We start from the raw sequence: 26,205 nt of genomic DNA on the forward strand, positions 1-26,205 counted from the left end.
CTCACTGCGTCGCAGTCTTATTACAGAGTCTTACTTACACGCTTACACGCGAAATTTAATACACTTTGAAGCCATGGGCCTCGAACTGCTTGACGACGCGGTCCTTCAGCGCTGCCGAGGGGCCTTTCTGGTTTTCCAGCGGATACGGAATGCGCAGCTCATGCCATTTCGGGCGGCCGAGCTGATGGAAGGGCAGCACGTCGATATGCTCCACCGCGTCGCCAAAGGTCTCGACGATGTTGGCGATGTTCTCGATGTTGTCTTCCGGGTCGGTCAGCCCGGGAATCAGCACGAAACGCACCCAGATCTTCTTGCCTCGGGCGGCGAGGCGCTGGCCGAATGTGATGGTCGGAGCCAGTGTGCCGCCGGTCAGCACCTTGTAGCGCGCTTCGTCGCCGGCCTTGACGTCGAGCAGGCACAGGTCGATGTCGTCGATCATCTCGTCCGTGTAGTTCTTGTTGAGGAAGCCTGCGGTGTCGAGGCAGGTGTGCACGCCCATCTCCTTGGCCGCGCGGAAGACGCGCGAGACGAAGGCCGGCTGCATCATCGATTCGCCGCCGGAGAAGGTGATGCCGCCGCCGGTCGCCTTGAACAGGTCGGCATAGCGCGCCACTTTGCTAATCATCGCGTCGAGGTAGACCGGTTGGCCGTCGCGCATCTTCCAGGTGTCGGGATTCTGGCAGAACTGGCAGCGCAGCGGGCATCCGCTCATGAACACGGTCATTCTGGTGCCGGGGCCGTCCACGGAAGTATTGATGTCCCAGGAATGCACGAAGCCGATGTCGCCGGTTTTCAGGGCTGCGATGCGGTCGCGGCGGTCGAGACCGATGGGCGATTCGAACCCGGACAGCCCGCCCATCAGCGTCTGGCGCGCGTACTCGCGCGAGCCTTTGAGCATATGCGGCTTGGTGGTATGGAACGCGGTGTGGAGTGCCTCATGGAATGTCGCTGTGTCAGACATCGTCGTCCTCCTTTGGATTCCCTGCGGATGATGGCCCTATTTCCATGATACTGAACATAGGTGCGTCGGCAGGCCGCAGCTGGTGTGCCGTCGGCAAAACATGACGTAGGTCACGCTTGCGCAAGCCGCCGGAACAAGGGCTCGTGCCGGTGACGGCAATGAGGTCAAATTATGGATGGCCTGCCGTGGCCTGACGCTCGGGCAGCATGCAGCCATGAATAAGGGGCACGGCCAGCAGCCACGCCCCTTACTTTGTATTCGTTCAATTCCGCCGTTTACTCAATGCCGTTTCAGGCGGAATCTGGCATCAGTCGACGACGGAACCTTGGTGGAAGGTACGCGAGATCACGTCGAGCTGCTGCTCGCGGGTGAGCTTGACGAAGTTCACCGCATAGCCGGAGACGCGCACGGTCAGGTGCGGGTACTTGTCCGGATGCTCGACGGCGTCCTCCAGCTGCTCCTTGCGCAGGACGTTGATGTTCGCGTGGTACAGACCATGCCCATTGCCGGCGTCGAGAATGCCGACCAGGTTGTTCACGCGCTCCTCCTCGTCGCGGCCAAGGCCGTCGGGGGTGATGGTGTTGGTCAGCGAGATGCCGTCCAGCGCGTCGTTGTAGTCGATCTTGCCGACCGAGAACATCGAGGGCAGCATGCCGTGGGCGTCCATGCCGTTCTCCGGGTTCGCGCCCGGGGCGTACGGCGTGCCCTTCTTGTGCCCGGACGGGAAGGAACCGGTGTTGGTGCCGTACTCCACATTCGAGGTGATGGTCAGGATGGACTGCGTCGGCACCGCGTCGCGGTACACCGGCAGGCGCTTGATCTGGCCCATGACGGTGCTCACGACCCAGGTCGCCAGCTTGTCGGCGCGATCGTCGTCGTTGCCGTAGATCGGGAAGTCGCCTTCGGTGCGGTAGCCGACCACCAGGTCGTCTTCTGCGCCTTCAACGTACTCGGCCTCGTGGCCCTCGATGTTCTTCGCGTCCTTGTTGTAGATCGGGTAGACCTTCGCATACTTCAGCGCGGAGAGCGAGTCGGCCGCGATCGACAGGCCGGACATGCCGCAGCCCAAGGTGCGGTAGATCTCCTTGTCGTGCAGCGCCATCTCGATGGATTCGTAGGCGTACTTGTCATGCATGTAATGGATGATGTTCAGCGCTTCGACGTAGGTCTCGGAGAGCCACTGCAGGGCCTTCTCGTAGTTGTTCTTGACCTTCTCGAAGTCCAGTGCGCCGTCGGATTCGGGAGCGATCGGCTCGATCACGCCCTTGTCGATGACCTGCATGCCGGTCATCTCGTCGCGGCCGCCGTTGATGGCGTACAGGAACGCCTTGGCGGAGTTGACGCGGGCGCCGAAGAACTGCATCTGCTTGCCCACGCGCATCGGCGAGACGCAGCATGCGATGGCGGCGTCATCGCCCCAGTGGGCGCGGATCTCCTTGTCGGACTCGTACTGGATGGCCGAGGTGTCGATGGAGATGCGGGCGCAGAAGCGCTTGTAACCTTCCGGCAGCTTCGGGTCCCAGAAGATCGTGATGTTCGGCTCGGGGCCGGGTCCAAGATGCTCCAGCGTGAGCGTGTTGAGCAGACGGAACGAGGTCTTGGTGACCATAGAGCGGCCATCGTCGCCGAAGCCCGCGTCGGACCAAGTGGCCCAGTACGGATCGCCGGAGAAGATCTTGTCGTAGTCCTTGGTGCGCAGGAAGCGCACGATGCGCAGCTTCATGACGATCTGGTCGATGATCTCCTGTGCGCCGCTCTCGTCGAGCGTGCCATTCTTCAGGTCGCGCTCGAAGTAGGCGTCGAAGAAGGCGGAGTTGCGGCCGAAGCTCATGGCCGCGCCGTCCTGGCTCTTGACGGAGGCGAGGTAGCCCATGTAGGTCCACTGCACGGCTTCGCGCGCGTTTTGCGCCGGGCGGGTCAAGTCCAGGCCGTACTCGTTGCCGAGGTTGACGAGCTGCTTGAGCGCCTTGAGCTGGTCGGCATGCTCCTCGCGGAAGCGGATCCAATGCTCGATCTCAGGCTCGGTGAAGTCGTTGCGATACGGCACGGACTCCTTGTCCCGCTTCTTGAACTCGATGAGCTTGTTGACGCCGTAGAGCGCCACGCGACGGTAGTCGCCGATGATGCGGCCGCGGCCGTAGGCGTCCGGCAGGCCGGTGAGGATCTTGTTGTGGCGGGCGACTTTGATGTTCTTCGTGTAGACGCCGAAAACGCCATCATTGTGGGTCTTGCGGTAGGTAGTGAAGATCTTCCTGATCTCGGGGTCAGGCTCCTTGCCCGCCTCCATGATGGCCTGCTCGACCATGCGCCAGCCGCCGTTCGGCATCATGGCGCGCTTGCAGGGCACGTCGGTCTGCAGGCCGACGATCACATTGTCGCTCTCGGGACTCTCGATGTAGCCGGCCGGGAATGCGTCGATGCCGGCCGGGGTGTGCGTGTCGACGTCGTAGACGCGCTGCTTGCGCTCGACGGCAAGGTAGTTCTCGTCAAGGTACTTCCACAGATGCTTGGTCTTCTCCGTGGCGTCAGCCAGGAAGGACTCGTCGCCATCATAGGGCGTGTAGTTCTTCTGGATGAAGTCGCGGACGTCGATGTCCTGCTGCCAGTTTCCGCCTGTAAAGCCGTCCCAAGCCTTCGCTTGGAGTTCCTCAGGGGAGAGAGCGGTTTCGTCAACTGCTGTCATAGTCACTCCTTCGTGTTTTGCCGCAACGCGACTGCATAGCTTTTTGTACATCCGCGTTTTACCTCATTGTATGCGCGGGGCCTTATGACTTGTCCGCGTTTCAACGTGAGCTATATCACATTCATTGAGTGTCCACAAGAGGGCATTACCGCAAATTTCTGCTACCCCTGGAAACCCGCGAATTTTCAGGGATTGAGCGTTGCCCTTCAGCATAGAACCAGCTGCGCTTTACGCCGATAAAAGAAAAACAAAGAAAGCTCTTGACGAAACGGACACTATGTCGCAAAAGAGTCTCACGGCTTACAGCCGTTGGATCAGTTCGAAGCGCTCACACACGACCACGGTGTCGTCGTCAAGACGAAAATCCGGGTCATCAAGCTCGACGATGAATTCTGGACTCGACCAGAAGGCTTCGTGCGCCTTGCGCCACTGCGCGACTGTGCGATACTCTTCTCCCTCGTTGATCGCGTGTTCAAGGGTCACATCGGCCAACCGGCATGTGTACGGTTCTTCTTGACGCAGCACGCAGACGGGTTTGCCTTGCGAATCGATGGGGACGGAAAGCGCGCCAACTGGCGAAAGCTGGTCGCCATCCTTAAGATATTCGGCGAGCAGACTGGTCGTTGTGGTTTTGGAGCCGTCGAGAATCGACGCAATAAGCTTGTCGCGCAGCGGGCCTGGATAGGCGAATTCGTCGCGCGGCAGCGCATCGACGTCGATGGTGCCGAGAGCAATGCGTGCCCGTGCGGCAACGGCTTGCACGGTCTGCGACAGTTGCTTGCGGCGTTTCGCAAGCGTCATGGCAGCGGCGTCATTGTTTCTCATCCCACTGGTTCCACTGCTTGTCGTCATTATCCCATTCCCTGTTGCGCCGCCTGACGATATCCCAGGCATGCAGCGCGTCCTCGCGCGAAGCGTAAGGGCCCATGCGGTGAGATGAGGGCGAAATCATGCCCTGCTCGGGCTCGCCGGTAACCGTATTGAAATACCACTGCTGCTCTTCTGCCACGGCAGGCCTCCTTCGTGTCGATTCCTCTGCTTATTGCTTTATTGTCTATGCGATTGTGCTGTGGGCATTGTGTTTCAGGCCTGGCGTGGCGCGTTTGCCGTCTGCACCCGCTACTCCCGGAAAGCGTTGGTGATGGGCAGTCGGCGGTCGCGGCCGAAGGCGAGCGCCGTGACCTTGGGACCCAGCGGGTATTGCCGGCGCTTCCATTCCGCTCGATCGACCAGACGCATCACCGTGTCCACCGTCGTCTCGTCGAAGCCGTCCGCCAGCAGGTCGGCGCGGCCATGCGCATGCTCGATGTAGGCGGCAAGCACCTGATCGAGCAGCGCATACTGCGGCAGGGAATCGGAATCCTTCTGGCCGGGGCGCAGCTCGGCGCTCGGCTCCTTCTCGATGCTGCTCACCGGGATGAGCACGCTCGGCAGCGCCTTAGCAGCTGCCACTGCCGCCGAATCCGACGACGCAGCCTCATTGCCGACAATCGGCAGCATGCCAAAGCCAAGCCCCTCCTGCGCCGCCTTGTTGCGCCAGCGCGAAAGATCCCACACCCGGGTCTTGAGCAGATCCTTGATCGGCGCGTATCCGCCGACCGCGTCGCCATAGATGGTGGAATACCCGCAGGCCAGCTCCGACTTGTTGCCAGTGGCCAGGGCGAGCAGGTTCCTGCTGTTCGAATACGCCATGACGATGACGCCGCGGATGCGTGCCTGCAGGTTCTCCGCCGCGATGCCACCCAGGGTGAGCTGCTGCTGGAAGGATTGGAACAGCGGCTCGATGGCCTGGACTTCGTAATGGGCGCCGAGGTTCTCAGCCAAGTCGGCAGCGTCATCCTTGGAACCATCGGAGGAATACTGGCTCGGCATGGAGATGCCGCACACGTTCTCGCCCCCGCAGGCGTCGGCAGCCATAGTGGCGACCAGCGCCGAATCGATGCCGCCGGAGAGCCCCAGACACACGCCGCTGAAATGGTTCTTGGCCATGTAGTCTTTCAGGCCCAGCACGCAAGCGCAGTAGACTTCCTCATCGCGCTCCATCTCGGCAGCTATGGTGCCGATCTGCTGACGCTCGGCCTGCTTGTCGAAATCGAAATAGCTCAGATCCTCGACAAACATCGGCGAGCGCTCGAGCAGCGTGCCGTCCACGTCGACCACGAAACTGCCGCCATCGAAGACCAGATCGTCCTGGCCGCCGACCTGATTGAGGTAGATCATCGGGGCGTTGACCTCGTGCGCCCGCCTGACCGCCAGATCGTAGCGCGTATGGGTTTTGCCCTCCTCGTAGGGCGAGCCGTTGATAGTCAGCAGCACATCGATATGCTGCCCGGCAAGTTCATCAACCGGGCCGCCGTCCTGCCAGATATCCTCGCATATCGCCAATCCGACGCGCGCGCCATCGATATCGAGCACGACGGAGCGCTGCCCGGAGGAGAAAATGCGGAACTCGTCGAACACGCCGTAATTGGGCAGGAAATGCTTGTCGTAGCCGGCCCACACCACGCCGTCGTGCAGCACCACAAGACGGTTGCGAGGCTTGTCGGACTCCGTATCAGTGCCGACCGTGCCCGCCACGACATACAAGCCGCCCAAGCCATCCGTCGCGAGCTGCTTGGCCATGGCGTTCGCCTTGTCCCATGCGGCTTTGCGGAAGGTGGCGCGGAAGGCGAGATCCTCAATCGGATACCCGGTCAGCGACATCTCCGGAAAGACCACGACTTGGGCATGGTGTGCGGCGGCACGGCGCGAATAGGCCATAATCGCCTCGGCGTTGGCGTCGAGATCGCCGACGCGAGTGTCGATTTGGGCCAGAGCAAAACGCAATTGAGTCATGGCTTCATACTAGCGCCACCCGGTTCACAGGCGATTTGCGCAACTCAACCAATACACGCAGCGCAGCATTCACATAGAACTCGGCGGCGGGCTGCAGTTCGCCGTCCAAGCCGACGAAATGCGGGCTGTGCAATCCGTAATGGCCGGGTGCACCATTCGAGCCGATGAAGGCGAACAGGAGCCGGGTGCGCTGCGCGTATTCGCAGAAGTCCTCCCCCGCCATCGAGGGATGGATCGGTTCAAGGCTCGCATATTGCAACACATCCTGCGCCACGGCGGTAGCCAGCGAGGCGTCCGAGACCAGCGGATCGGCGAAATCATCCCATTCGACATCAGCCGTAATACCGTACGCTTCGGCCGTCGAGTCGACGATCTGCCGGAAGCGGCGTTCGACCAGCTGCCCGTCGTCCTTGTAGAAATACCGCGCAGTGCCGAGGAATCCCGCCTCGGCCGGCACCACATTCCATACGTCGCCGCCATGCACTTCGGTTATCGAGACGACCAGCGGATGGAAGGGCGTGGCGTTGCGGCTCACGATGCTCTGCACCGACAGGATCATCGAGGCCAACGCCTCGATTGGACCGGTGCCCATATGCGGGTAGCCGGCGTGCGTGCCCTGCGCGTGAAGGGTCACGGCGAATTTCACGCATCCGGCCATCATCGGCTCGGTTCCGACCGCGATTTGACCGGGCAGATAGTCGGGGTTGTTATGCGTGCCGATGATCGCGTCGACGCCGTCGATGATCCCGGCATCGACCACGGCCTGCGCCCCTTGCCCGGTTTCTTCGGCCGGCTGGAACAGCAGCATGATGCGGCCCGCGATGCGCTCGCGGTGCTCGGCCAGCCAGAACGCGGCGGCCAGCAGCGAGGTCATATGCAGATCATGGCCGCAGGCATGCATCACCCCCTCGTTGCGCGAAGCGTAGTCCAGCCCGCTGCGCTCGGCTACGGGCAGCGCGTCGATATCGGCGCGCAGCGCGATGAACGGGCCAGGCCGTTCACCTTCAATCAATCCGATGACGCCGGTGTGCGACGGCAGTGGATTGTCGAGGACCGCAATGCCATGGCTGCGCAATTGCTCGGCAATGAATCGGCTTGTGCGCTCCTCGTGGAAGCCGAGCTCGGGGTCGGCGTGCAACCGCCGGCGGATGTCGATTAGCTCCGGTCCGATAGCCAGATGCTCAACCATGAATAGCTCCCCATTTCTCGAATTGCTTCGGACGCGACCGGCGAATGCGCCACGCCCCATTCTGCCGTCGCTCGCTGCGCTGCTTCGTTCACTCGCTCCCAAGGCCGGTAATCAGCCGTTCCCGTGCAGACTACGCACTGCGAACACCAGGTCAGGAGCGCTGCCGCTTGAGCAGGCGCTTGGCGAAAGCGTTCGCGATGCCCTGCACCACCTGCACAAGCACGATCATAATGACGACTGCGGTCCAAGTCACCGTGGGGTCGAACTTCTGGTAGCCGTAGGCGATGGCGAAGTTGCCCAGCCCGCCGCCGCCGATGTAGCCGGCCATAGCCGACATGTCGAGCACCGCGATGAACAGGAAGGCGTAGGCGAGAATCAGCGGGGCAAGCGCCTCCGGAATCAGCACCGTGCGGATGATGGTGATCTTCGAAGCGCCCATCGAGCGAGCCGCCTCGATGACGCCGGAATCGACCGGCACGAGATTCTGCTCGACTAGGCGCGAGGTGGCGAAGGTGCACATCACGACCATGGGGAACACCGCCGCCATCGTGCCGATCGATGTCCCGACGACTTTGATCGTCAACGGCTGCATCGCCGCCAAGAAGATAATGAAAGGAATCGGCCGCACGATATTGACCACGATGTCGAGCACCCGGTAGACCGCCGCGTTCTCGAACAAGTTCCCCGGGCGCGTGCCGTACAGAATCACGCCAAGCACCAGCCCGAACGCGCCGCCGACGATCAGGGTGATGAACACCATTTCCAGCGTCTGGGCAATGGACTGGAAGAGCATCGGCTTGAGCACGGTCCAATCGCCTTGCCCTGCCAGAACCATGCCGGAGCGCCCGGCCGCGATAGCAATGCCGCTCATCGTTTGCTTCCCTTCGTATCGCTGCCGTCCGTGTTTTCTACGCCTGCAAAGCTTGCAACGCCTGCAACAAGCGGCTGCTGAGCAGCCGCTTGCTCTGCCGCCACGGCATTCACCGACGCAACGGCCTGCTCATAGGCAATCGGATGGCTCGCCGTGCCGAAATCGACCACGTCGCTGTCATAGATAAGCTCGTCGAAGAACGCTTCGAAGCCCTCCTGCTGGTCATCGAATTCATAGGTAAGTGCGCCGATGGCGGAGCCGCCGACCGTGTCGATGCCGCCGTAGAGCATGCTGCTGGCGATGCCGCGGCTCGCGATGAGCTGCGAGATGCGCTGGCCGGAAGCCGGCACGGCGGGCGGCCTGTCACCGCCGTTTTGCCCACTACCGTACCCATCGCCGCGGTTTTCTTCACTGCTCAGCACATCACGCTGGCGAATGAGCACCGTCACGATCCTGCCCGGCCAGTCGCGGTGCAGCTGCTCGACGCGCTGCTCCTGCGGCACGCCGGACAGCGCGGTGGCGATGAAACGCTTGGTGACCGGCTGGCGGGGCGCGGCGAACACGTCGTAGACGTCGCCCTGCTCGACGACGCGGCCCTGGCTCATGACGGCGACCCGGTTCGCGATGTTCTGCACCACGCTCATCTGGTGCGTGATGAGCACGATGGTGATGCCGAACTGCTCGTTGACCCGCTTGAGCAGCGCCAGCACCTCGTCAGTGGTTTCAGGATCCAGCGCGCTGGTCGCCTCGTCGGCCAGCAGAATCTGCGGATTGGTCGCCAGCGCCCGGGCGATGCCGACGCGCTGCTTCTGGCCGCCGGAGAGCTGCGCCGGGTAATCGTCGGCGTGATCGCGCAGCCCGACGAAATCGAGCAGCTCGGCCACGCGCCTCTCCTGGTAGTCCTTGCGCCAATGATCCAGCTGCAGCGGGTAGGCGATGTTCTCGCTGACCGTTTTGGTGGAGAAGAGATTGAACTGCTGGAAGATCATGCCGATCTTCTGGCGTATCGGGCGCAGCTTGGATTCCCCCAGCGCAGTGATGTCAGTGCCCAGCACGCTCACGGCGCCGCTGGTCGGCCGCTCAAGCGCGTTGATCATGCGCACCAGCGTCGATTTGCCTGCCCCCGAGTAGCCGATGATGCCGAAGATGTCGCCGCGGTCCACGCGCAGACTCACATCGTCGACCGCGCGGGATGCGCCGGACCGCTTCCCTGAGCCGCCGCGCCTATGGAATTCCTTGACCACATGGTCAAGCGTGATAATCGCCTCTGCCATTCCTGCCGCCCTATTCGTCGTTGTCTCTCGCACTGTCTCGTTGCATCCGGCGCAGCTCGATGCCGAAATGAAAACCGCTCTTGTTATAGAATATTATGCCGCCGTTGCCACGCTACCTGCCTGCGCGGGGCAGATGGCGTGGCAACGTCTGTTTTCGCCGGCTACCGGGTGTCCGATCAGTCGGCGAATCTCACTTGCTTGCCTTGGCTTCCTTCTCGATGGTGGCAAGGAATCCCTGCAAGTCCTGGGCGCTGTACTTGTTGGCGAACGCCGCGGTGCCGCCGGATTCGCTCTGCAGCGCATCAAGCACTTCCTTGGATTGGAAGATCCTGACCAGCTTGAGATAGGTCTCGTTGTTCACATCGGCCTTGCGCGAGACGAATACGTTGATGTAGGGGCGCGCCGATTCGGTTTCCGCGTCATCCGAGTAGATGGCGTCCTTCGGGTTGAGGTTCGCGTCCTTGACATAGTCATTGTTGATCACGCCTGCCGCCACCTTCGGGTCCTTGAGCGAGTTGGCCACCTGCTCGGCCTTCAGCGGGGCGACAGCGACCTTCGAGACCGCGGTGTCGATGTCGGCTGGAGAGGTGAACGGCGTCCATGCGCCCTTGAGCTTGACGATGCCGGCCGACTTGAGCACGCCGATGGCGCGGGCCTGGTTGGTCTCATCGTTCGGAATCGCGACCGTGCTGCCGGCCTTGATGTCCTTGACATCCTTGACCTGATCGGAGTACAGGCCCAACGGATAGACCGCAGTGCCGCCGATGGGCTGCAGATTCTTGTCGTTCTGCACGTTGTAGTTCGCCAAGTACAGCAGGTGCTGGAATTCGTTGAGATCGAGATCGCCGGAATCGAGCGCCGGATTCTCCGAGGTGTAGTCCTGGAAATCGACGATGTCGACGTAGATGCCCTCCTGCTGGGCTTTCTTCTCGAAGGCGATCCACTGCGGCTTGGTCTTGCCCACGACGCCGATCTTGACCGGGTTGGACTGCGAGCCCTTCGCGGAGGAATCGGACTTGCCCGCGATGGCACGGTATCCGAAGAAGACCGCCACGGCGAGAACGGCGATCACGACCACTGCGATGATGATATTGCGCACGGTGTGGTTGACTCGCACCGGTTCCTGATTGCCGTTTGCGTCAGCTGGCTGCTGGTTTGAAGAAGTCATAGCTTTCTTTCCCTCTGTCTCTCTGGTGTTCTTCACTTGTTCTCTTTGTTGATCCGCGTCGCGCGACCTCGCGTTGGCTTCGACTATGCGGCGTTCGCTGCACGAAAGTCCCCTTGCGCCTCGCGGCGGCCGGATGGCCCTCACTACGATACGAGGATGGACGCGGCCAAGCGAGCAAAAGTAGCAATCCCTCTATACATATTCGTTATAGCTTGTATTCGATCCGCGCCATCCCGCGCATTCGCCCTGCAGCTCCCAACGAGACGAAACGCGCGGAGGAACCGGAAGGACCATGTGTATAGCCATCGCCCATGCCGCTGGACCGCATGGCCATAAGCAAGGTCTTCCGTTCTCGTTCGCCGACCGCTCAAGCCGCATTCATGCCCGCTACACTGGAGCCGTAAGGGATTGAGAGGCACACTCACGGCACCCGCGCCAAATGGAAGGCTTGACAGCATGACAACCGGTGACATCACCGCAGACCAACGCACACCCGCCTATGCGGATTCGCAAACGCCGCACGCATACATGTCCACGCAGCCGTCCTACGATGCGAATCCGTCTCGCAGTGCGGGTCTGCCGCATGCGGATACCCGCAGTCCCGACACCAAAGCCGCGTTCTTCGACATCGACGGCACGCTGACCAGCTTCGAGACCCATATCGTGCCCGACTCCACATTAGCGGCGCTGCAAAGCCTGCGCGAGGCCGGCGTGAAGATCTTCATCTGCACTGGGCGTTCGCCCTCCCAGATGGACGTAGTGCTTGACACCATTCCGATAGCCTTCGACGGCGTGGTCGCGATGAACGGGCAGTACTGCTTCGACAGCCAAGGTTTCCTTGAGACCGAGTCCATGAACAGACAGGACGTGGGAATCATCACCGCGTGGCTCGACGAGCACCCCGACGTCGTGGCGAGCTATTGCGAATACGATTACGTCTACTTCAATCAAATCACCGAAACCATGCGCGAGACCTGGCGGCAACTGGGCAAAACCGCGCCGAAGGCCTTCATCGACAATCCGCACACCCGGCCGCTTGACCACCCGACTTTCCAGATCAGCCCGTTCATCAGCAAGGAACAGGAGCACGAGCTCACCGCGCTGTGCGACAACGTCAAGGGCGTGCGCTGGCATCCGTCCTTTACTGATCTGATTCCTGCCGACGGCGGCAAACCCGTTGGCATACAACGTTTTCTGCGGCACTATGGTTACACTCGGGAGCAGTGCATCGCCTTCGGCGACGGCGGCAACGACATGACGATGCTGCAGTTCGCCGGCATCGGCGTAGCGATGGGCAACGCCTCCGGGTTCGTCAAAAAAGTCGCCGACTATGTGACCGATGACGTGGACCACGACGGCATCATGAACGCCTTGCGGCACTTCGCCATTCTGTGACTCCCGATTCTGCAGGATGCGCCTATCCGGCATCCGACGCTCGCTGCAGCGTACCCGTTTCGGACTGGACAGGACCTTTGCCTCCGCCGCTCGCGGTTCCCGGTCCGACTCGCATGACAGACTGGAACGCATGAGTACTGTTGTTATGCACACCTCCGAAGGTGACATCACCATCAACCTCTTCGACGACGAAGCGCCGAAGACCGTCGAGAACTTCCGTTCTCTGGCCACTGGCGAGAAGGAATGGACCAATCCGCTCACGGGCGAGGCATCCCACGACCCGTTCTACGACGGGCTGACCTTCCACCGCATCATCAAGGATTTCATGATCCAAGGCGGCTGCCCGCTGGGCACCGGCACCGGCGGCCCCGGATACGACTTCGATGACGAGATCGACCCCGCGCTGACCTTCGACCGGCCCTACCTGTTCGCCATGGCGAACGCCGGGCTGCGCCGCGGCTCCGACGGCAAGATCCACGGCACGAACGGCTCGCAGTTCTTCATCACCACCGTGCCCACTCCGTGGCTCAACGGCCATCACACGATTTTCGGCGAGGTCGCCGACGACGAGTCCAAAGCCGTCGTCGACAAGCTCGAAGCCGTCCCCACCGACCGCTCCGACGCCCCGCTGGAGCCGGCCATAATCGTTTCCATTGAGGTGCGCTAAGAGCAGCTGACCTGCTGGCCTGCCGCCAATCCGCTGCTTCTTGCCGGCGCTTCCTCATCCATATCCGTATATCTATGCAATTCCCTGCTCTGGCCGCTGCGCACCAGAGCAGGGAATTTTGCGTTTCATGCCGCGAAAGCTGCGCTGCGCATGGTGTTGCGCGTGAAATCCGTCAAATACCGCCCGCAAGACGTTCACAACATGAGACGCGCGGGCATAACGGCATGGCTGTCTTTAGGATATGTCCTTGTGACACATGTCACAAGAGAGGAATGTCAAGAAATGGGAACAGTGAAGAAGGTCGCCGACTGGCTGACCACATGGTTCACGCTTATCGTGATCGCATGGGCTGCATTCAATTATTTCGTGCCCGCCACCAGCGTATGGGCAAAAAGCTACACCGGGTATCTGCTCGGCATCGTGCTGTTCGGCATGGGGCTGACGCTGTCGCTTGAGGACTTCGCGCGCATCTTCAAGCAGCCGCTGATGGTGATCGTCGGCACGGTCGCCCACTACGTGATCATGCCGCTCGTCGCCGTGCTGCTGTGCTGGATCTTCCGCCTTGAGGGGCCGCTGGCCGTAGGCGTCATTCTCGTCGGCTGCTGCCCGTCCGGCACGTCGTCGAATGTGATGAGCTTCCTGTCACGCGGCGATGTCGCGCTCGACGTCTCCATCGGCCTGCTGTCCACGCTGCTCGCGCCCTTCATGATTCCGCTGCTCATGCAGCTGCTCGCTTCGAAGTACATCGCGATTCCGTGGCAGTCGCTGCTCATCAACGCGTTGACCGTCGTGCTGCTGCCGATTGCGCTTGGCGTGCTCTGCCATATGATTTTCAAGGAGAAAATCGCGAAAATCACGGTCGCGCTGCCCATCGTCTCGCAGGTCGCGATTCTGCTGATCATCGGCGTCGTGGTCTCCGCGAACCAGGCCAAGCTCTTCAGCGCCGACACGCTGCTGGCGATTCCAGTCGTCATGCTGCACAATCTGTCCGGCTACGGCCTTGGGTACGGTTTCTCCAGGCTCATGTACAAGGTGTATCCGAAGGGCTTCGGATACGCACAGCAGAAGGCGATCACCTTCGAGGTGGGCATGCAGGATTCCGGCCTGGGCGCCACGCTGGCCCTGACCTCCTTCGCCGCAGCCCCGATCACGGCGATCCCCTCCACCTTCTTCAGCGTGTGGCACAACATCTCCGGCTCCGTGCTCTCGGCGTGGTGGCGCAAGCACGACGACAAGCTCGGGCTTGCGCAGGAAGCGGGCGCTTCAACCGAGGCGGGGACCTCGAGCGCAAGCGCTGCAGCTGCTGTGACCGCCTGAAACAGGGAGCTGCCGTGTGAGCGATGGGCTTTCCCGCCGTTGAGCAGCCACATATAGCCACAGTGGGGAGGAGACGCAAATCTCCTCCCCACTGTGTGTTATTCCCGACGTTCTTCTTGCGCATGCGCTTCGCGCCGCCCCCCCCTCCGCCTTCGTGACTCTGTGCCACTGTGTGCCATTGCATGTGCGCCCGCGACAAGATCAGATTCAGCAATATCCGGGGAAACGCCGAGTCACATCCATCACGTCAAGTCACATCCATCACGTCAAGTCACATCCATCACGTCAAGTCACATAACGCCGTTGCCGAGCAAATTGGTTCACTGGTTTATTTACTGTACCATTTATCCGAAAACTCCTCGAAACATTCCATAACATTTCCATCCTCGCGATGGCCCTTGGCGTAGTGCTCGGCCTGGTGCTTGCGCTCATGCGCCTGTCGCACAATCGGATTCTGAGCACGATTTCCGCAGTGTATGTGTGGATTATGCAAGGCATACCGCTGCTGGTGGTGCTCGTGGTGATTTATCTGGGCCTCGCGGCGGCGAATATCTACAAGTTCCAAAACGTGCACGCCTTCGGCCTGGTCGTGGCAGGCTCGGTAAGCGCCGCAATCGTAGGGCTCACGATGAACAACGGCGCATACGTATCGGAAATCATCCGCTCCGCGATAACCGCCGTGCCCGAAGGGCAGGCCGAGGCATCGAAGGCGCTGGGGCACACCGGCTTCTCCTCGATGCGCTGGATCATTCTGCCGCAGGCCGTGCGCACCATGATTCCCCCGCTAGGCAATCAGTTCAACACCTTGATGAAGAACACGTCGCTGCTGAGCATCATCGGCGTAAGCGAGTTGTTCCTCGTCACGCAGGCCGTCAGCTCCGCGACTTTCAAGACCTTCGAGATCTTCCTGGTCACCGGCATCTACTATCTGCTGCTCACCACGGTCTGGACGATCGTGCAGAACGAAATAGAGTGCCATTTGAGCAGGCAACTCGGCATCCCCGCGCAGAGCATGCTGCACAAGGCTTTTTTTGCAATCGCATCAGTGTTTTCGCGCAAATCCGGTAAAGCCGCCAAAGCCGCGCCAAGTCCTGCATTGAACAGTTCCGAATCGAAAGAGGCGTAACGATGATTTCCGACAGCACGCTGCCTGACGGCGGCACCATCGTCAGCGCACGCAATATCTCCATGGCTCGCGGCGACAACGTTATTCTGCGCGATGTCTCGCTCGACGTAAAGAAGGGCGAGGTCGTGGTGCTGCTGGGGCCTTCGGGCGCTGGAAAGACCTCGTTCCTGCGCACCATCAACCTGCTGAACTCCTTCGAATCGGGAGAGATGTATGTCGACGGCCATCGCATGGGATACAGGCGCACCAAGTCGGGCGCCTACACCAAGGACAGCAAGCATCTCGCCGAGCAGCGGCGCAACATCGGCTTCGTGTTCCAGCACTTCAACCTGTTTCCTCATATGACGGCACTGGAAAACGTCTGGCACACGCCGGTGCGCATCATGAAGGCGCCCAAGGAGCAGAGCATAGCGGAGGCGGCCCAGCTGCTCGAAAAGGTCGGCCTCGGCGACCGCATGGATCAGCATCCGCGCTCGCTGTCCGGCGGCCAGCAGCAGCGTGTGGCCATTGCCCGGGCGCTGGCGATGCATCCTGCGCTCATGCTGTTCGACGAGCCGACCAGCGCACTAGACCCTGAAATGACCGGCGAGGTGCTGGGCGTCATGCAGAACCTCGTTGCCGAAGGCAATACGACCATGGTCATCGTCACCCACGAGATCGCGTTCGCCCGCCAAGTGGCGGACCGGATCGTGGTGATGGCCGACGGTCATATCGTCGAGCAGGGATCACCTGCAGCAGTGCTGGACAATCCGACGAATCCACGGACGCGAGAGTTTCTCGCCAAAGTGGTCTGAACCAATTGGGTTATACTTTCCAGTCAGTGCATGGTGATGAATTGACTGGAAAGGTAGCCATAAAAGACAACGACAACGCAGGAGGCGACGTTTTCCTGAAGACCGGCATGGGAAAGTCTGCGGAAATCGCGGCTTTGCTCGAACAGCGCATACGGCAGGGCGACTATCCGATAGGCTCGCAGCTGCCCAGTGAGCGCAAGCTTGCCGCAGGTTTCCATGTGTCCCGCAATACGCTGCGTGACGCAATCGCGATTCTGGCCGAAAAGAATCACGTCGCCACGCGATGGGGAGCTGGCACGATCGTGCTCGGCGCCGACGAAACGACCAAGGCCATCGAAGCGAAGTTCAGCGAAGTGCTCCCGGAGTGGGACAACATCATCGAGTTGCGCAATATGGTCGAGCCGCATGTGGCCGCCTTGGCGGCACGCAAGGCCGGAGCGTCTGATCTGCTTACGCTGAGCACCATTCTTGAGCGATCGACTCCAAGGATGCAGCCACGCGAGTCGCTTAAAATGGATATGGAATTCCATCTCGCCATCGCCAAAAGCACAGGGAATCCGCTGGTGGCGGCCTTGCTGGAATTCGTGAACGAGGCCACAGAAGAGACACGCGGAAAAACGCACGAGACCGTGGCCAGACGCAAGCTGTCGATTGACGGCCATACCAGAATTTTCGACTGCATCCGCAAAGGCGACGTCCAAGGTGCCGAGGAGGCTATGCGGCGACATCTGCAGGAAGTCGGCGCCGTAAAAAAAACGGTGGACGATAAGGGCGCTACTAAAACCGACGAAACCGCGCAGAAGAGCGAGCAGGACGAAGCATAGCGGCACGTCAGGCTCATAGCGCGCAAGGGATCGCGGCATGACGATTTTGCGGGCGGTGACGCGCCAGGGAAATCGCGCGGGCTGCGATCGCGTATACGATGGGGCAAGAGGCCGGCGCAGGTTGAAACCGGTGAAACAGCTTGGAAAGAAGGCCGCTGATGACCGTGGCACATTGTGGTTCCGTTTCGGCGCTCTCTCTCGGGCTGCCTGCTTCCTGCGCCATTCCCGAGGCGAAAGGCACGCTGCCCAAGCAGATGTTCACCGCCAGGACGCCGGTTTCAGCCAAGCTCAAGCAGCGTTTCGCCAACGACATCGAGAGCGTCACCATGCTGGCGCTGCTGCGGCCGAATACCATCGGCGTCGCCGCGGCCCCAGAGGGCAAAGGGCCGGCAGAGGTCATGGTCATCGGGATTCAGCATCGGGGCGCAACTGCTCCGGTCGAGGTTATCGAGCATATCGCCGGGATGCGTCGCTCCGGCATCGTGTTCGTCTGCGTGAGCGACGAGGTGCCGGCGGAAGCCCAGGAGTCGCAGCCGCAAGGGTCGCAGTCGCGGTCTGACAGCGGCGAGCGCGAGGCGAAGTCCACGACTTCCCATGACGAATCCTGCGCCTTCGCGGTGCGGCGGGCGATGCCAGGCAAAGCGGGGCGTCCCCGCGTCAACAGGATATTCGTCAGCGACTATCAGCCAAGCGGCAAAGCGGCACTCGCGATTAGCGGCACCACGCTCGATGAAGTGTGGGAAAGCCTCGACGCCCAGATCATTCTCGGCAGCGCTGACGCTCATGACCTTGACGCGCGTATAGCGAATCGCGACAACCTTGTGTCCTTGCGCGCCGACGAAGCCAAGCTCGTCAAGGACCATGCCCGCGCCAAGCAGCCGGCGCAGCGCAACGAACTCTATGCCAAGCTGCACAAACTGCGCGCCGAAATCAGTCGGCTGGAAGCTGAGTAGCTTCTTCCGTTATCTCGTCGTACAGCCGCTCCAGCCTTTCCTCGCGTACGTTTTTCTTAAGCTCGCACTCCCAGACGTCAATCACGCGCCAGCCCATCGCCGCAAGCTGGGCATGCTGCTCGTGGTCACGCTCGCGGTTGCGCAGCAGCTTGGCGCTCCAATACTCCACGTTGGATTTGGGCATCGTATGCTTGGCGCAGTGCTCGTGAGCGTGCCAGAAGCACCCGTTCACGAAGACAATCACATGCCATTTCGGCAGCACCACGTCGGGATGGCCAGGGTAGCGTTTGTCGTTTTTGCGGAAACGCAATCCTCGCGCGAACAGGTAACGGCGCACTTCCACCTCGATGGCCGTATCCTTGCCGTGGATATGCGACATCGTGTAGCTGCGCGTGCCCCGGGCGTATTTCTCGGCAACCCCCTTCGTTGCGCGGTCCTTCTTGAGACTTGTCTTGCTCTTCTTCCTACGCTTGGCAGACCTAGGCTCTGGCAAGCTGGCCGGCTCCAGTGGCGAAGCCGCCTTTATCGCTTCACGTTGCGCAGTTGATGGCAGCACTTCCCCGCTGTCTGGCGCCTCATCCTGCACGATGGATTCCTCAGCTTCATTCACACTGTCCATTATCTCTCGTCGGATCACAACGTAAAGCGGGGTTCCTAGACTGGAATCACGACCCTACGATTCAAGGAGGAATGATGAGCAGACTCAATGGCAAGCGCGCCGATGCCGAACGAGACGGTTTGAAGGTCAATGTCGCGATACTCGGCGCCGGCAGCATTGCGAACGCGATGGCCACGACGCTCAACGCAATGATCAAAGATCCCCGATACAGCGGTCTCGTCGCGCCGTATGCCGTAGCCGCACGGGACGGCGCGCGGGCAGCGGCCTTCGCCAAGCAATACGGCATTCCGGTCTCGTATGGCTCGTATGAGGAGCTGGCGGCCGACCCGAACGTCGATCTGGTCTATATCTCCACGCCGCACAGCCTGCACGCCGAGCAGGCGATCCTGTGCCTCAATGCCGGCAAGAACGTGCTGGTCGAGAAATCCTTCACCGCCAACGCCACGCAGGCGGCGGCCGTGCTGGACACGGCCCGTGAAACCGGGCTGCTGTGCACCGAAGCCATTTGGACGCGGTACATGCCCTCACGCGGCATCATCGACCGTATCATCGCCTCGGGCGCCATCGGCGAAGTGCACACCGCGCGGGCGAATCTGGGATATCCCATCTTCGACGTTCCCCGTTTGGCCGACCCAGCGCTGGCTGGCGGCGCACTGCTCGATATGGGCGTGTATCCGCTTAATTTCATCGACATGGCGATGGGCCCGCGGCCAATCGAACGGATCATCACCGCTATGATCCCCTACGAGAGCGGCGTCGACGCGCAAAGCTCGACTATGATCTGCTACCAGGATGGCACGATGGGCGTCGCCGACTGCTCGATGGTTTCCGTCTCCGAGCGCGCCGGCACCGTCTGGGGCACTGAAGGCTACCTCGTATGCAACAACATCAACAACGTGGAGTCGGTCGATGTGTATGACGCCGACCATCGCCTGACCAAGCGCCACAGCATTCCCGAGCAGCTGACCGGCTACGAGTATCAGGTGGCTTCGGCGGCCAACGCGATTCTCGACGGCAATGGCGAATGCCCCGAGATGCCGCACACCGACACGATGCGCATCATGCGGCTCATGGACCGGATTCGCAGCCAGTGGGGCCTCAAGTATCCCTTCGAATAGGTCGAAGCATCATCACATGGTCTGATCTGTCAGTCTTTTCGCGCAGGCTGTTACACGCAGTGCGCCCGGAGCGATATAGCGCGATACAGGGATTCGGTAGGCTGGTAACGACGGAATCAGTTATCGGCAATCAACCATCGGAACGGAGGAATGACCGATCATGACATACCATCCTTCCGAATTCAGCGACGGGCACGACGCTGACCGCACTGACGACGGTAAGCGACGCCACGCTTCGCAGGCGCATCCGAGCGGCGGTACGCGCGGGCACGAAGCCGATCGGCACGGCGTCGACCATAAGCGCTCCCCCGGCACCCGCGCCGATACGAGCGCCAATGACAACGCCAACACGGATGCCGTCGCGGGCATTCACACGCACGCAGAGGCAAAGACGAGCGCGGATACCGCCATGAATACGAACGCATCCGCCGGCACGCTGCCTCACGACGAAGCCGATGCCCTGCGCGATTTCATCGCGACCGGCTGGCCGCTCGGCACCGAGGACGACAGCCCCACGTTTCTGTGGAACGAGGTCCTCGACGATCTCGCAGTCGAATGCGACGCCACACGACTGTCCGGCCCGGTAGCGCCCTTCGACCAGGCACGCGCGATCATGAGAGCGCCGATTGACTGGTATTTCCAAAGTCTCGCGGCATCCGTGCCCGATACCCAGCTCACGCCGGAGGGGTATGCGATGCGCCAGGCCGCCCTGCCCACCTTCCATATCGAAACGCGGGCCCTATCTGGCGTGCAGGCCGTGGCGGGCAATGCGATGATGAGCGACCATTGGCAGGATGCGGCCGCGAATCTTGCGGCAGCGCTCGAAGTCACAGCGGAATTCATTGGCAACATCGCCGACAGGGAAGACGAAGGCTTCGTCTTCCTCAAACGGCTGATTCAAGACATCCGCGTCTATTTCGAATCCCTGGCGCGAAGTGCCGACCCGATCACCGGAGCCGCATCCCTGCAGGCGATACTCGATGTGGTCTGCAGCGAGGATTTTCGCCTCAACCCCACGCAGATGGTCGAGCTGCTCTCTTGCGCGCTGCCTTTCGCCCGGTGGGACGACACGCGCGTGCTCGCCTACGACGCGCTGGACAAGGCGTCGGGCGCGATGGACCGCATGCTGCACCAGGCCAAAACGGATGTGCAGACCGATCTGGCGAGCGGGCTGATGGAGAATGCGGACGGCGATCTGGTGGATTACCCGATCGAACTGGTGCATATGCATTTCGAGCAGACGATGCTCTTCCTGCGCCACGATCTGCTGCGCTTGAGCGGCGAAGCCGAGGCGGCGGACCGTTTCCTCGCCGAACACCACGATATGGAGCCCTTCGCGGACTCCTACGCCGCCCGGCTCATCGCACAGGAGCGCTGGCAGGAGCTGCTGGACTTCAGCGAGTTGGTGATGCGCGACGACCCGAACCAGCAACTTATGGTTATCCCTTCCGATGTGGCCCCCTACGAGTGGGAGTCCATACACGAGGCCGCTTTGCAGGCTTTGGGACGGCGCGAAGAACTGTGCGAGCTCTATCGCGAGCGCGTGGTCGAGGCCTTCGATTCCGACGAGGTGTTCAACGTCTCACGGCTGCGTGCGGCGAGCGGCGACGACTGGCCTCGCCAGGTCAAGCTGATTCTTGAGGAATACGACGACGGACGCGAGCATTTCACGCGCAATATGGCCTATGAACAGCTGCTCATCAGCGAAAAGCTCGGCGAACGGGCCTGGCGCTACGCACGCCAGTTCCCCAAGTCGCGCACGAAGCTGGCGAAAACCATTGCGCTGGCGAGACCAGAGACAGCGAAGCACATCATCCTGGGCCCCATCGGCATGGACGGCAGTTACGAAGGCGAGATGCCGGCGCGGCAGGCCGCCTACCAGCACATCGCCAAATCGCTGATGAAGTATGCATCGGTGTTCAGCATGAACGAGGCGCAATCCATCGCACGCAAGCTGGTGGAGCACTACCCCGCCAGAGCCAAGCTCGCGCAGGCGTTGTATGCGCTGCTTGAGACTGAGGGCTAGGCGCTAAAGGTCGGATGGCGCCCTGTTGGTATCGATGATCCAGAGATAATGCCCCTTTCGTGACGCCAATCTGCGATAAGAGGCCCAAAAGGGGCAGAGCTTCTTCCCCGATGCCCCTTTCGTGACGATTATCCTGAGTTAGAGGCCCAAAAGGGGCAGTAAACCCCGTTGGTGCGCGAGAGAGGCCAAGTCCCCGCCAGCCCCGACCCTTCGCTAGATAGTAAACCCGAGCTCCTCGGCGGCCTCGGTCGGTACCGGGTCTTCGGCCCAGAAGTCGCTGAGGTTGTCGTCGCTGCTTAAGGAGCGGATCTCGGCCTTGTCGATGTAGACTTCTCCGCTTAAGTGGTCGGTCTCGTGCTGGAAGATGCGGGCCGGCCAGCCGTGCATGCGTTCTTCGTGGCGTTTGCCGTCCTCATCCTGCCAACGGGCAGTGATGTCAAGCCAGCGCCGGCGCACTGCCTGGTACCCGGAAAAGCTCAGGCAGCCTTCGTAGAAGCTCCGTGTTTCCGAGCCGACCGGTTCATACGACGGGTTGATGATGACGCGGAACGGCAGCTCGCCGATTTCGCGCGGATCATCCTCATCATCGCGCAGGTGGTCCTCGATTAAGGCGATGGCCAGTCCCAGACCGATCTGCGGCGCAGCCAGCCCGACGCCGGGCGCTTCCAGCATGGTCTCGTGCATGGTGTCGAGCAGTTTGGCAAGCGTGCGGTGGCTTAGCTGGCCCGCGTATTGCCCGGACGGCTGACGCAGCACCGGCTCCCCCATCTGCACGATGGGCAGGATGCGATCCTTGCCCGCCTCGTGCAGCAGACCTTCGACATCGCGGTTGAGTTCAGTGTCGACTTTCGCGTTGCGCCCGAACATCACAGCGCCAGTTCTTCGGCGACCACGGCGGCGAGACGTGCGCAGACCTCGTCGGCCTGAGCCTGCGTTTCAGCCTCGGCCATCACGCGCACGAGCGGCTCGGTGCCGCTGGGCCGCAGCAGCACGCGTCCGGTGTCGCCCAGCAGCTTCGATTCGCGCTCGACCGCAGCCTGCACCGCGGCATTGCCGGAGGCCGCGCCCTTGTCCACATTGGGCACATTGACCAATTGCTGCGGCAGCTGCGGGAAGTCGGCGGCCAACTGACGCAGACTGCGCCCTGAGGAAGCCACTTCGTTGCACAGGGTCAGCGCGGTGAGCGTGCCGTCGCCGGTCGTGGCGAATGCGCGGTTGATGACATGGCCGGACTGCTCGCCGCCGAGCGAGTAGTCGCCGCGCAGCATCTCTTCGAGCACATAACGGTCGCCGACACCGGTCTGCACGGTCGCAATGCCCATGTCGGCCAACGCGAGCTTCAGTCCCAGATTGCTCATCACGGTGACCACCAAAGTGTCATGGTTGAGCTTGCCTGCATGCTTTTTGGCGCGTGCGAGGATGCCCATGATCTGATCGCCATTGACCATGTCGCCGTTTTCGTCCACGGCAAGGCAGCGATCGGCGTCCCCATCGAAGGCGACGCCCATCACGGCGTCCGAAGCCTTGACCATGGCCTGCAACTGCTCAGGATGGGTCGAACCGGCGTTCTTGTTGATGTTGTAGCCATCCGGCGAAGCGTTGATGACCACGACTTCGGCACCAGCCCTTCTCAGGGCTTCCGGTGCGACGACCGAAGCGGCGCCGTTGGCGCAGTCGGCCACGATTTTCAGGCCTTTGAGCGGCTTGGGCTGCGTCTTGTCCGCGCTGATGGGCGCTATGGTGTCCACCAGATGGTCGATATACAGGTTGGTGGCGGTGGCGGTGTCATGGCTCACGCGACCCACGCCGGCCCCGGTCGGCCTGTTCCAGTCCTGCCCGAGCAGCGCCTCGATCTCGTCTTCCTTGGTGTCGGCGAGCTTGAAGCCGCCGCGTGCGAAGAACTTGATGCCATTATCGGGCATCGGGTTGTGCGAGGCTGAGATCACCGCGCCCATCTCGACGTTGAGCACCGAGGTGAGGAACGCCACGCCGGGGGTGGGGATGATGCCGGCGTCGATCACGTCGAACCCGCCGGCGCTCATGCCAGCCGACAGGGCCGAAGCGAGAAAATCACCGGAAACGCGCGTATCGCGGCCGACCAGCGCACGACGCCGTCCTTCCGGATGGTTGCTCTTGGTTCCGGAATCGCCGAGGACGCGCACCGCTGCATCGCCCAAGTCAAGCGCCAGCCGCGCCGTCAGAACCCTATTTGCCAAACCTCGCACACCATCGGTGCCGAACATCCTGGGCATGTATCTCTCTTATCCTTAAGTTTCCTGACTACAATGCAAGTCACCATCGTACCCAAGGCCACGCACCAAGCGACGCCTCGACGCCAGATGTGCTCGGTTCCATCGCATTTGGCGTGGGGCGAGTGGGACTGCGGGCGTAATTGCGAACGTGCTGAGTTCGTGTCTTTTCTGGCTTTCCGGCTGATCTGACTTTCCCGACCAATCATCCACGACAATCACCACTGCGACCTATTAGAGCGCAAGCGACACGACGGCGCGCGATGGCGTAGGACGGGACACAATCTGGAATCCGGCGCGAAGGAAAGTCGTCAGCACGCCGACGAACAATGAGTTATTCGACGGCGAAGACAACGCTGTGTCGACCGGATACGCTTCGAGGACCCGCGCATTGTGCCTGCGCGCATGCTCGACCGCCGCATCAAGCAGGGCCGCGCTCAGCCCCTGATGCCGGTATTCCTTTCGTATCGAGAAGCAGGTGGCCGCCCAGACGTCCGGTGCGTCGATTGGTTCACCGCTGCCTTGCCGCACAATACGCGAACGCGAAAGCCGCTGCTGCGCTGTCCTCGGCCCGACCCGCACCCATCCGGCGGGCGTCTCGTCGACATATGCCAACACGCCCGGCGCAAGCGGACCCGACAGCTCGTCGCGAAGCGCATCGGCTCGTTCCGAAACTCCAGTCGTGCGCCACTGGGACGCAGACATCACCGGCCACGCGCACTGGCAGCTGCGCCCATCGCCACCGCCGCACAGCACCGCCTGCACGTCATCCCAGCGTCCGCGCATCGCGGTCTGCGTCGTTATTGTCGTCATATAACGAGCATATGGGCTTCGAATGACAGCTGCGCAGGGTCACGGGCACAAGGCTGTGGGTCTGCGGCTATCAGCCGACCTGCGTACGGACTCACAGGCGTGGCACGTTAGACCAGAAAACAACTTGATCGCATATATTCATGTATAATAATACGTAATAAATAACGAAGTTTAATACGAAAGAAAGTGGCCATTATGACTGCTCCAATCAGGGAACGTGCTGAGGCGATGCTCGAGGCGTCCCGCGAGGATTCCCGTGTCAGCCTAACCGACTTGGGTCGGTCCAACGCATGGCGAAGCAAGCTGTCGAGCAAAGGCGTGCTTCAGTTGATGGACCGGTCCGATACCGCCGCATTTGTCGTGTCCGTCGACGCTATGAACGACCTGCTTGATTCGCTCGACGAATATGAAGCACAGCTTGAGACCGCGTCCGTGCGCGATATGCTCGAGGCGCGTAAAAACCGTACCGATATCAAGTCGGGCAACGGCCTGCGTGACGCGGCGGCCGCGAGCTTCGATGCGCGCATTGACGGATTGCTGGATATCGCTGGCTCAAAGGCAACGCGGTGATCGATACAGCGACAATCCGCGATGCCGTTCGCATGGTCGCCGGCGTTGACGGCCTTGCGATGAACCCGGACGATCTGGTCGATGATGTCGCGCTCATGGCGCAGGCCTGGCCTGAAGAAGAGGACTTTATGAGGGCCGTCCTCGCCGTCTGCACCGCCATGAGCGACCTTATCTCAGGGAAGGTCGAGGGAAAATCGCTGAAGTACGATCTGTCCGACTGGCACTCATTCCGCTTTCAGCACCACCGCGCCCGTGGAGCAAAGGCCGATGCCCGAATCATCTACCGCCACATCGAAACTGGGATCCATGTCAAAGGATTCGGCAACCGACATAAGCCGCAAGACATCTACCGCCACATGATGGCCGAACGGACGTGAGCGAACGCGCCTAATCGCAGATTTAGTGATTCTTCGTATTCGGGTGTGTACGTCGGCCGTCGCATGGCTTCTTCACGAGTGTTCGAGAGCAGGTTTCCAGTCGCTGTATTCATGGACACCCTTCGAAAATAGGATATCTCCGTTATGTGTAGCGTTAAATTGACCTTGCGGAGGTCTATCTGCGTTGTGTGAGGCGCTATTTCGCGCAACGTCGAGTATCAGGCGTCCCAAAGCCGCCATTTTCCGACGGCGATACTTAGGGTGCAGCAGATTTAGCGCCTCACACAACGCAGATAGACCTCCACACGAGTGGATTAACGCCTCACACAACGCAGATACCTGCGCGCAACCGGCAAATCCACGGGTTCACGCACGC

General features: G+C 61.3%; 24 protein-coding genes. 11 read left to right on the forward strand and 13 right to left on the reverse strand.

The features are described 5' to 3' along the window. Positions 1-55: 55 nt before the first annotated feature. The 9 genes from pflA to BISU_RS02835 all read right to left on the reverse strand — a co-directional run bounded on the left by pflA (position 56) and on the right by BISU_RS02835 (position 10,981). On the reverse strand, positions 56-961 hold the full coding sequence (gene pflA, locus BISU_RS02795; RefSeq protein ID WP_024462733.1) for a pyruvate formate-lyase-activating protein: 906 nt from the start codon (positions 959-961) through the stop codon (positions 56-58). Positions 962-1,268: 307 nt separating this feature from the next. Then, on the reverse strand, positions 1,269-3,644 hold the full coding sequence (gene pflB / locus BISU_RS02800) for a formate C-acetyltransferase (protein ID WP_024462732.1): 2,376 nt from the start codon (positions 3,642-3,644) through the stop codon (positions 1,269-1,271). A 300-nt stretch (positions 3,645-3,944) separates the two neighbouring features. Further along, the gene (locus BISU_RS02805; protein ID WP_024462731.1) at positions 3,945-4,469 is read right to left on the reverse strand and encodes an ASCH domain-containing protein; all 525 of its coding nucleotides are present in this window, start codon (positions 4,467-4,469) and stop codon (positions 3,945-3,947) included. After that, positions 4,456-4,653, reverse strand: a complete 198-nt coding sequence (locus BISU_RS02810) for a hypothetical protein (RefSeq protein ID WP_024462730.1) — start codon at positions 4,651-4,653, stop codon at positions 4,456-4,458. Before BISU_RS02810 ends, BISU_RS02805 begins: the two co-directional genes overlap by 14 nt. A 110-nt stretch (positions 4,654-4,763) precedes the next feature. Beyond that, positions 4,764-6,479 carry an NAD+ synthase gene (locus BISU_RS02815; RefSeq protein ID WP_024462729.1) on the reverse strand — a complete coding sequence of 572 codons (1,716 nt, stop codon included), beginning with the start codon at positions 6,477-6,479 and terminating at the stop codon, positions 4,764-4,766. A 4-nt stretch (positions 6,480-6,483) separates the two neighbouring features. After that, complete coding sequence (locus tag BISU_RS02820; RefSeq protein WP_024462728.1) at positions 6,484-7,668, reverse strand: M20 metallopeptidase family protein; 1,185 nt, start codon at positions 7,666-7,668, stop codon at positions 6,484-6,486. Positions 7,669-7,819: 151 nt separating this feature from the next. Next, a complete protein-coding gene (locus BISU_RS02825) occupies positions 7,820-8,503 on the reverse strand; it encodes a methionine ABC transporter permease (RefSeq protein WP_024462727.1) in 684 nt (227 codons plus the stop codon). Positions 8,504-8,535: 32 nt separating this feature from the next. Next, complete coding sequence (locus tag BISU_RS02830) at positions 8,536-9,813, reverse strand: methionine ABC transporter ATP-binding protein (RefSeq protein WP_024462726.1); 1,278 nt, start codon at positions 9,811-9,813, stop codon at positions 8,536-8,538. A gap of 190 nt (positions 9,814-10,003) precedes the next feature. After that, positions 10,004-10,981: a MetQ/NlpA family ABC transporter substrate-binding protein gene (locus tag BISU_RS02835; protein ID WP_024462725.1), complete on the reverse strand. Its 978-nt coding sequence runs from the start codon at positions 10,979-10,981 to the stop codon at positions 10,004-10,006. 528 nt (positions 10,982-11,509) lie between these two features. On the opposite strand from BISU_RS02835, the gene BISU_RS02840 reads away from it, so the two are divergent. The 7 genes from BISU_RS02840 to BISU_RS02870 all read left to right on the forward strand — a co-directional run bounded on the left by BISU_RS02840 (position 11,510) and on the right by BISU_RS02870 (position 18,057). Next, entirely contained in the window at positions 11,510-12,376 is an 867-nt protein-coding gene (locus BISU_RS02840; RefSeq protein WP_051245953.1) for a Cof-type HAD-IIB family hydrolase, read from the forward strand. Positions 12,377-12,506: 130 nt separating this feature from the next. Continuing rightward, positions 12,507-13,043, forward strand: coding sequence for a peptidylprolyl isomerase (locus BISU_RS02845; RefSeq protein WP_024462723.1), 537 nt, complete (start codon positions 12,507-12,509; stop codon positions 13,041-13,043). Between the two features lie 282 nt (positions 13,044-13,325). Then, positions 13,326-14,360, forward strand: a complete 1,035-nt coding sequence (locus BISU_RS02850) for a bile acid:sodium symporter family protein (protein ID WP_024462722.1) — start codon at positions 13,326-13,328, stop codon at positions 14,358-14,360. 382 nt (positions 14,361-14,742) lie between these two features. Further along, positions 14,743-15,486 (forward strand): amino acid ABC transporter permease, encoded by a 744-nt coding sequence (locus BISU_RS02855; RefSeq protein WP_226839184.1) that lies wholly within the window; start codon positions 14,743-14,745, stop codon positions 15,484-15,486. A gap of 2 nt (positions 15,487-15,488) precedes the next feature. Then, positions 15,489-16,280, forward strand: coding sequence for an amino acid ABC transporter ATP-binding protein (locus BISU_RS02860; protein WP_024462720.1), 792 nt, complete (start codon positions 15,489-15,491; stop codon positions 16,278-16,280). 41 nt (positions 16,281-16,321) lie between these two features. Further along, a complete protein-coding gene (locus tag BISU_RS02865) occupies positions 16,322-17,104 on the forward strand; it encodes a FadR/GntR family transcriptional regulator (protein WP_152599017.1) in 783 nt (260 codons plus the stop codon). A 158-nt stretch (positions 17,105-17,262) separates the two neighbouring features. After that, entirely contained in the window at positions 17,263-18,057 is a 795-nt protein-coding gene (locus BISU_RS02870) for a DUF4391 domain-containing protein (protein WP_033502452.1), read from the forward strand. Here the strand turns inward: BISU_RS02870 and BISU_RS13085 are convergent. Next, positions 18,035-18,565 carry a very short patch repair endonuclease gene (locus BISU_RS13085; protein ID WP_404801791.1) on the reverse strand — a complete coding sequence of 177 codons (531 nt, stop codon included), beginning with the start codon at positions 18,563-18,565 and terminating at the stop codon, positions 18,035-18,037. The genes BISU_RS02870 and BISU_RS13085 overlap by 23 nt on opposite strands. Positions 18,566-18,750: 185 nt before the next feature. Between BISU_RS13085 and BISU_RS02880 the strand changes: the two genes are divergently transcribed. Beyond that, a complete protein-coding gene (locus BISU_RS02880; RefSeq protein ID WP_024462716.1) occupies positions 18,751-19,794 on the forward strand; it encodes a Gfo/Idh/MocA family protein in 1,044 nt (347 codons plus the stop codon). Between the two features lie 160 nt (positions 19,795-19,954). Next, the gene (locus tag BISU_RS02885) at positions 19,955-21,820 is read left to right on the forward strand and encodes a hypothetical protein (protein ID WP_024462715.1); all 1,866 of its coding nucleotides are present in this window, start codon (positions 19,955-19,957) and stop codon (positions 21,818-21,820) included. A gap of 213 nt (positions 21,821-22,033) precedes the next feature. Here BISU_RS02885 and BISU_RS02890 read toward each other — a convergent pair whose 3' ends face one another. The 3 genes from BISU_RS02890 to BISU_RS02900 form a co-directional block, all read right to left on the reverse strand. Then, positions 22,034-22,687: a peptide deformylase gene (locus BISU_RS02890; RefSeq protein WP_024462714.1), complete on the reverse strand. Its 654-nt coding sequence runs from the start codon at positions 22,685-22,687 to the stop codon at positions 22,034-22,036. Then, a complete protein-coding gene (gene glmM / locus BISU_RS02895; RefSeq protein WP_024462713.1) occupies positions 22,687-24,072 on the reverse strand; it encodes a phosphoglucosamine mutase in 1,386 nt (461 codons plus the stop codon). The genes BISU_RS02890 and glmM overlap by 1 nt, the downstream gene beginning before the upstream one ends. Before the next feature lie 231 nt (positions 24,073-24,303). Further along, positions 24,304-24,882, reverse strand: a complete 579-nt coding sequence (locus BISU_RS02900) for a GNAT family N-acetyltransferase (protein ID WP_024462712.1) — start codon at positions 24,880-24,882, stop codon at positions 24,304-24,306. Positions 24,883-25,077: 195 nt separating this feature from the next. Here BISU_RS02900 and BISU_RS02905 point away from each other — a divergent pair, with 195 nt between their 5' ends. Both BISU_RS02905 and BISU_RS02910 read left to right on the forward strand, forming a co-directional pair. Then, positions 25,078-25,452, forward strand: a complete 375-nt coding sequence (locus tag BISU_RS02905) for a hypothetical protein (protein ID WP_024462711.1) — start codon at positions 25,078-25,080, stop codon at positions 25,450-25,452. Beyond that, the gene (locus BISU_RS02910) at positions 25,449-25,829 is read left to right on the forward strand and encodes a hypothetical protein (protein WP_024462710.1); all 381 of its coding nucleotides are present in this window, start codon (positions 25,449-25,451) and stop codon (positions 25,827-25,829) included. The genes BISU_RS02905 and BISU_RS02910 overlap by 4 nt, the downstream gene beginning before the upstream one ends. Positions 25,830-26,205: the final 376 nt, after the last annotated feature.

This window comes from Bifidobacterium subtile (assembly GCF_000741775.1).
Lineage (GTDB): Bacteria > Actinomycetota > Actinomycetes > Actinomycetales > Bifidobacteriaceae > Bifidobacterium > Bifidobacterium subtile.

Excerpts from the sequence above, each read along its gene's own strand:
- BISU_RS02825 (WP_024462727.1), bottom strand. The coding sequence starts at position 8,503 with ATGGTTCTGGCAGGGCAAGGCGATTGGACCGTGCTCAAGCCGATGCTC.
- BISU_RS02890 (WP_024462714.1), bottom strand. The coding sequence starts at position 22,687 with ATGTTCGGGCGCAACGCGAAAGTCGACACTGAACTCAACCGCGATGTC.
- BISU_RS02905 (WP_024462711.1), top strand. The coding sequence starts at position 25,078 with ATGACTGCTCCAATCAGGGAACGTGCTGAGGCGATGCTCGAGGCGTCC.
- glmM (WP_024462713.1), bottom strand. The coding sequence starts at position 24,072 with ATGCCCAGGATGTTCGGCACCGATGGTGTGCGAGGTTTGGCAAATAGG.
- BISU_RS02830 (WP_024462726.1), bottom strand. The coding sequence starts at position 9,813 with ATGGCAGAGGCGATTATCACGCTTGACCATGTGGTCAAGGAATTCCAT.
- pflA (WP_024462733.1), bottom strand. The coding sequence starts at position 961 with ATGTCTGACACAGCGACATTCCATGAGGCACTCCACACCGCGTTCCAT.
- BISU_RS02840 (WP_051245953.1), top strand. The coding sequence starts at position 11,510 with ATGTCCACGCAGCCGTCCTACGATGCGAATCCGTCTCGCAGTGCGGGT.
- BISU_RS02870 (WP_033502452.1), top strand. The coding sequence starts at position 17,263 with ATGACCGTGGCACATTGTGGTTCCGTTTCGGCGCTCTCTCTCGGGCTG.
- BISU_RS02805 (WP_024462731.1), bottom strand. The coding sequence starts at position 4,469 with ATGAGAAACAATGACGCCGCTGCCATGACGCTTGCGAAACGCCGCAAG.
- BISU_RS02835 (WP_024462725.1), bottom strand. The coding sequence starts at position 10,981 with ATGACTTCTTCAAACCAGCAGCCAGCTGACGCAAACGGCAATCAGGAA.
- BISU_RS02820 (WP_024462728.1), bottom strand. The coding sequence starts at position 7,668 with ATGGTTGAGCATCTGGCTATCGGACCGGAGCTAATCGACATCCGCCGG.
- BISU_RS02900 (WP_024462712.1), bottom strand. The coding sequence starts at position 24,882 with ATGACGACAATAACGACGCAGACCGCGATGCGCGGACGCTGGGATGAC.
- BISU_RS02880 (WP_024462716.1), top strand. The coding sequence starts at position 18,751 with ATGAGCAGACTCAATGGCAAGCGCGCCGATGCCGAACGAGACGGTTTG.
- BISU_RS02815 (WP_024462729.1), bottom strand. The coding sequence starts at position 6,479 with ATGACTCAATTGCGTTTTGCTCTGGCCCAAATCGACACTCGCGTCGGC.
- BISU_RS02845 (WP_024462723.1), top strand. The coding sequence starts at position 12,507 with ATGAGTACTGTTGTTATGCACACCTCCGAAGGTGACATCACCATCAAC.
- BISU_RS02885 (WP_024462715.1), top strand. The coding sequence starts at position 19,955 with ATGACATACCATCCTTCCGAATTCAGCGACGGGCACGACGCTGACCGC.
- BISU_RS02860 (WP_024462720.1), top strand. The coding sequence starts at position 15,489 with ATGATTTCCGACAGCACGCTGCCTGACGGCGGCACCATCGTCAGCGCA.
- pflB (WP_024462732.1), bottom strand. The coding sequence starts at position 3,644 with ATGACAGCAGTTGACGAAACCGCTCTCTCCCCTGAGGAACTCCAAGCG.
- BISU_RS02850 (WP_024462722.1), top strand. The coding sequence starts at position 13,326 with ATGGGAACAGTGAAGAAGGTCGCCGACTGGCTGACCACATGGTTCACG.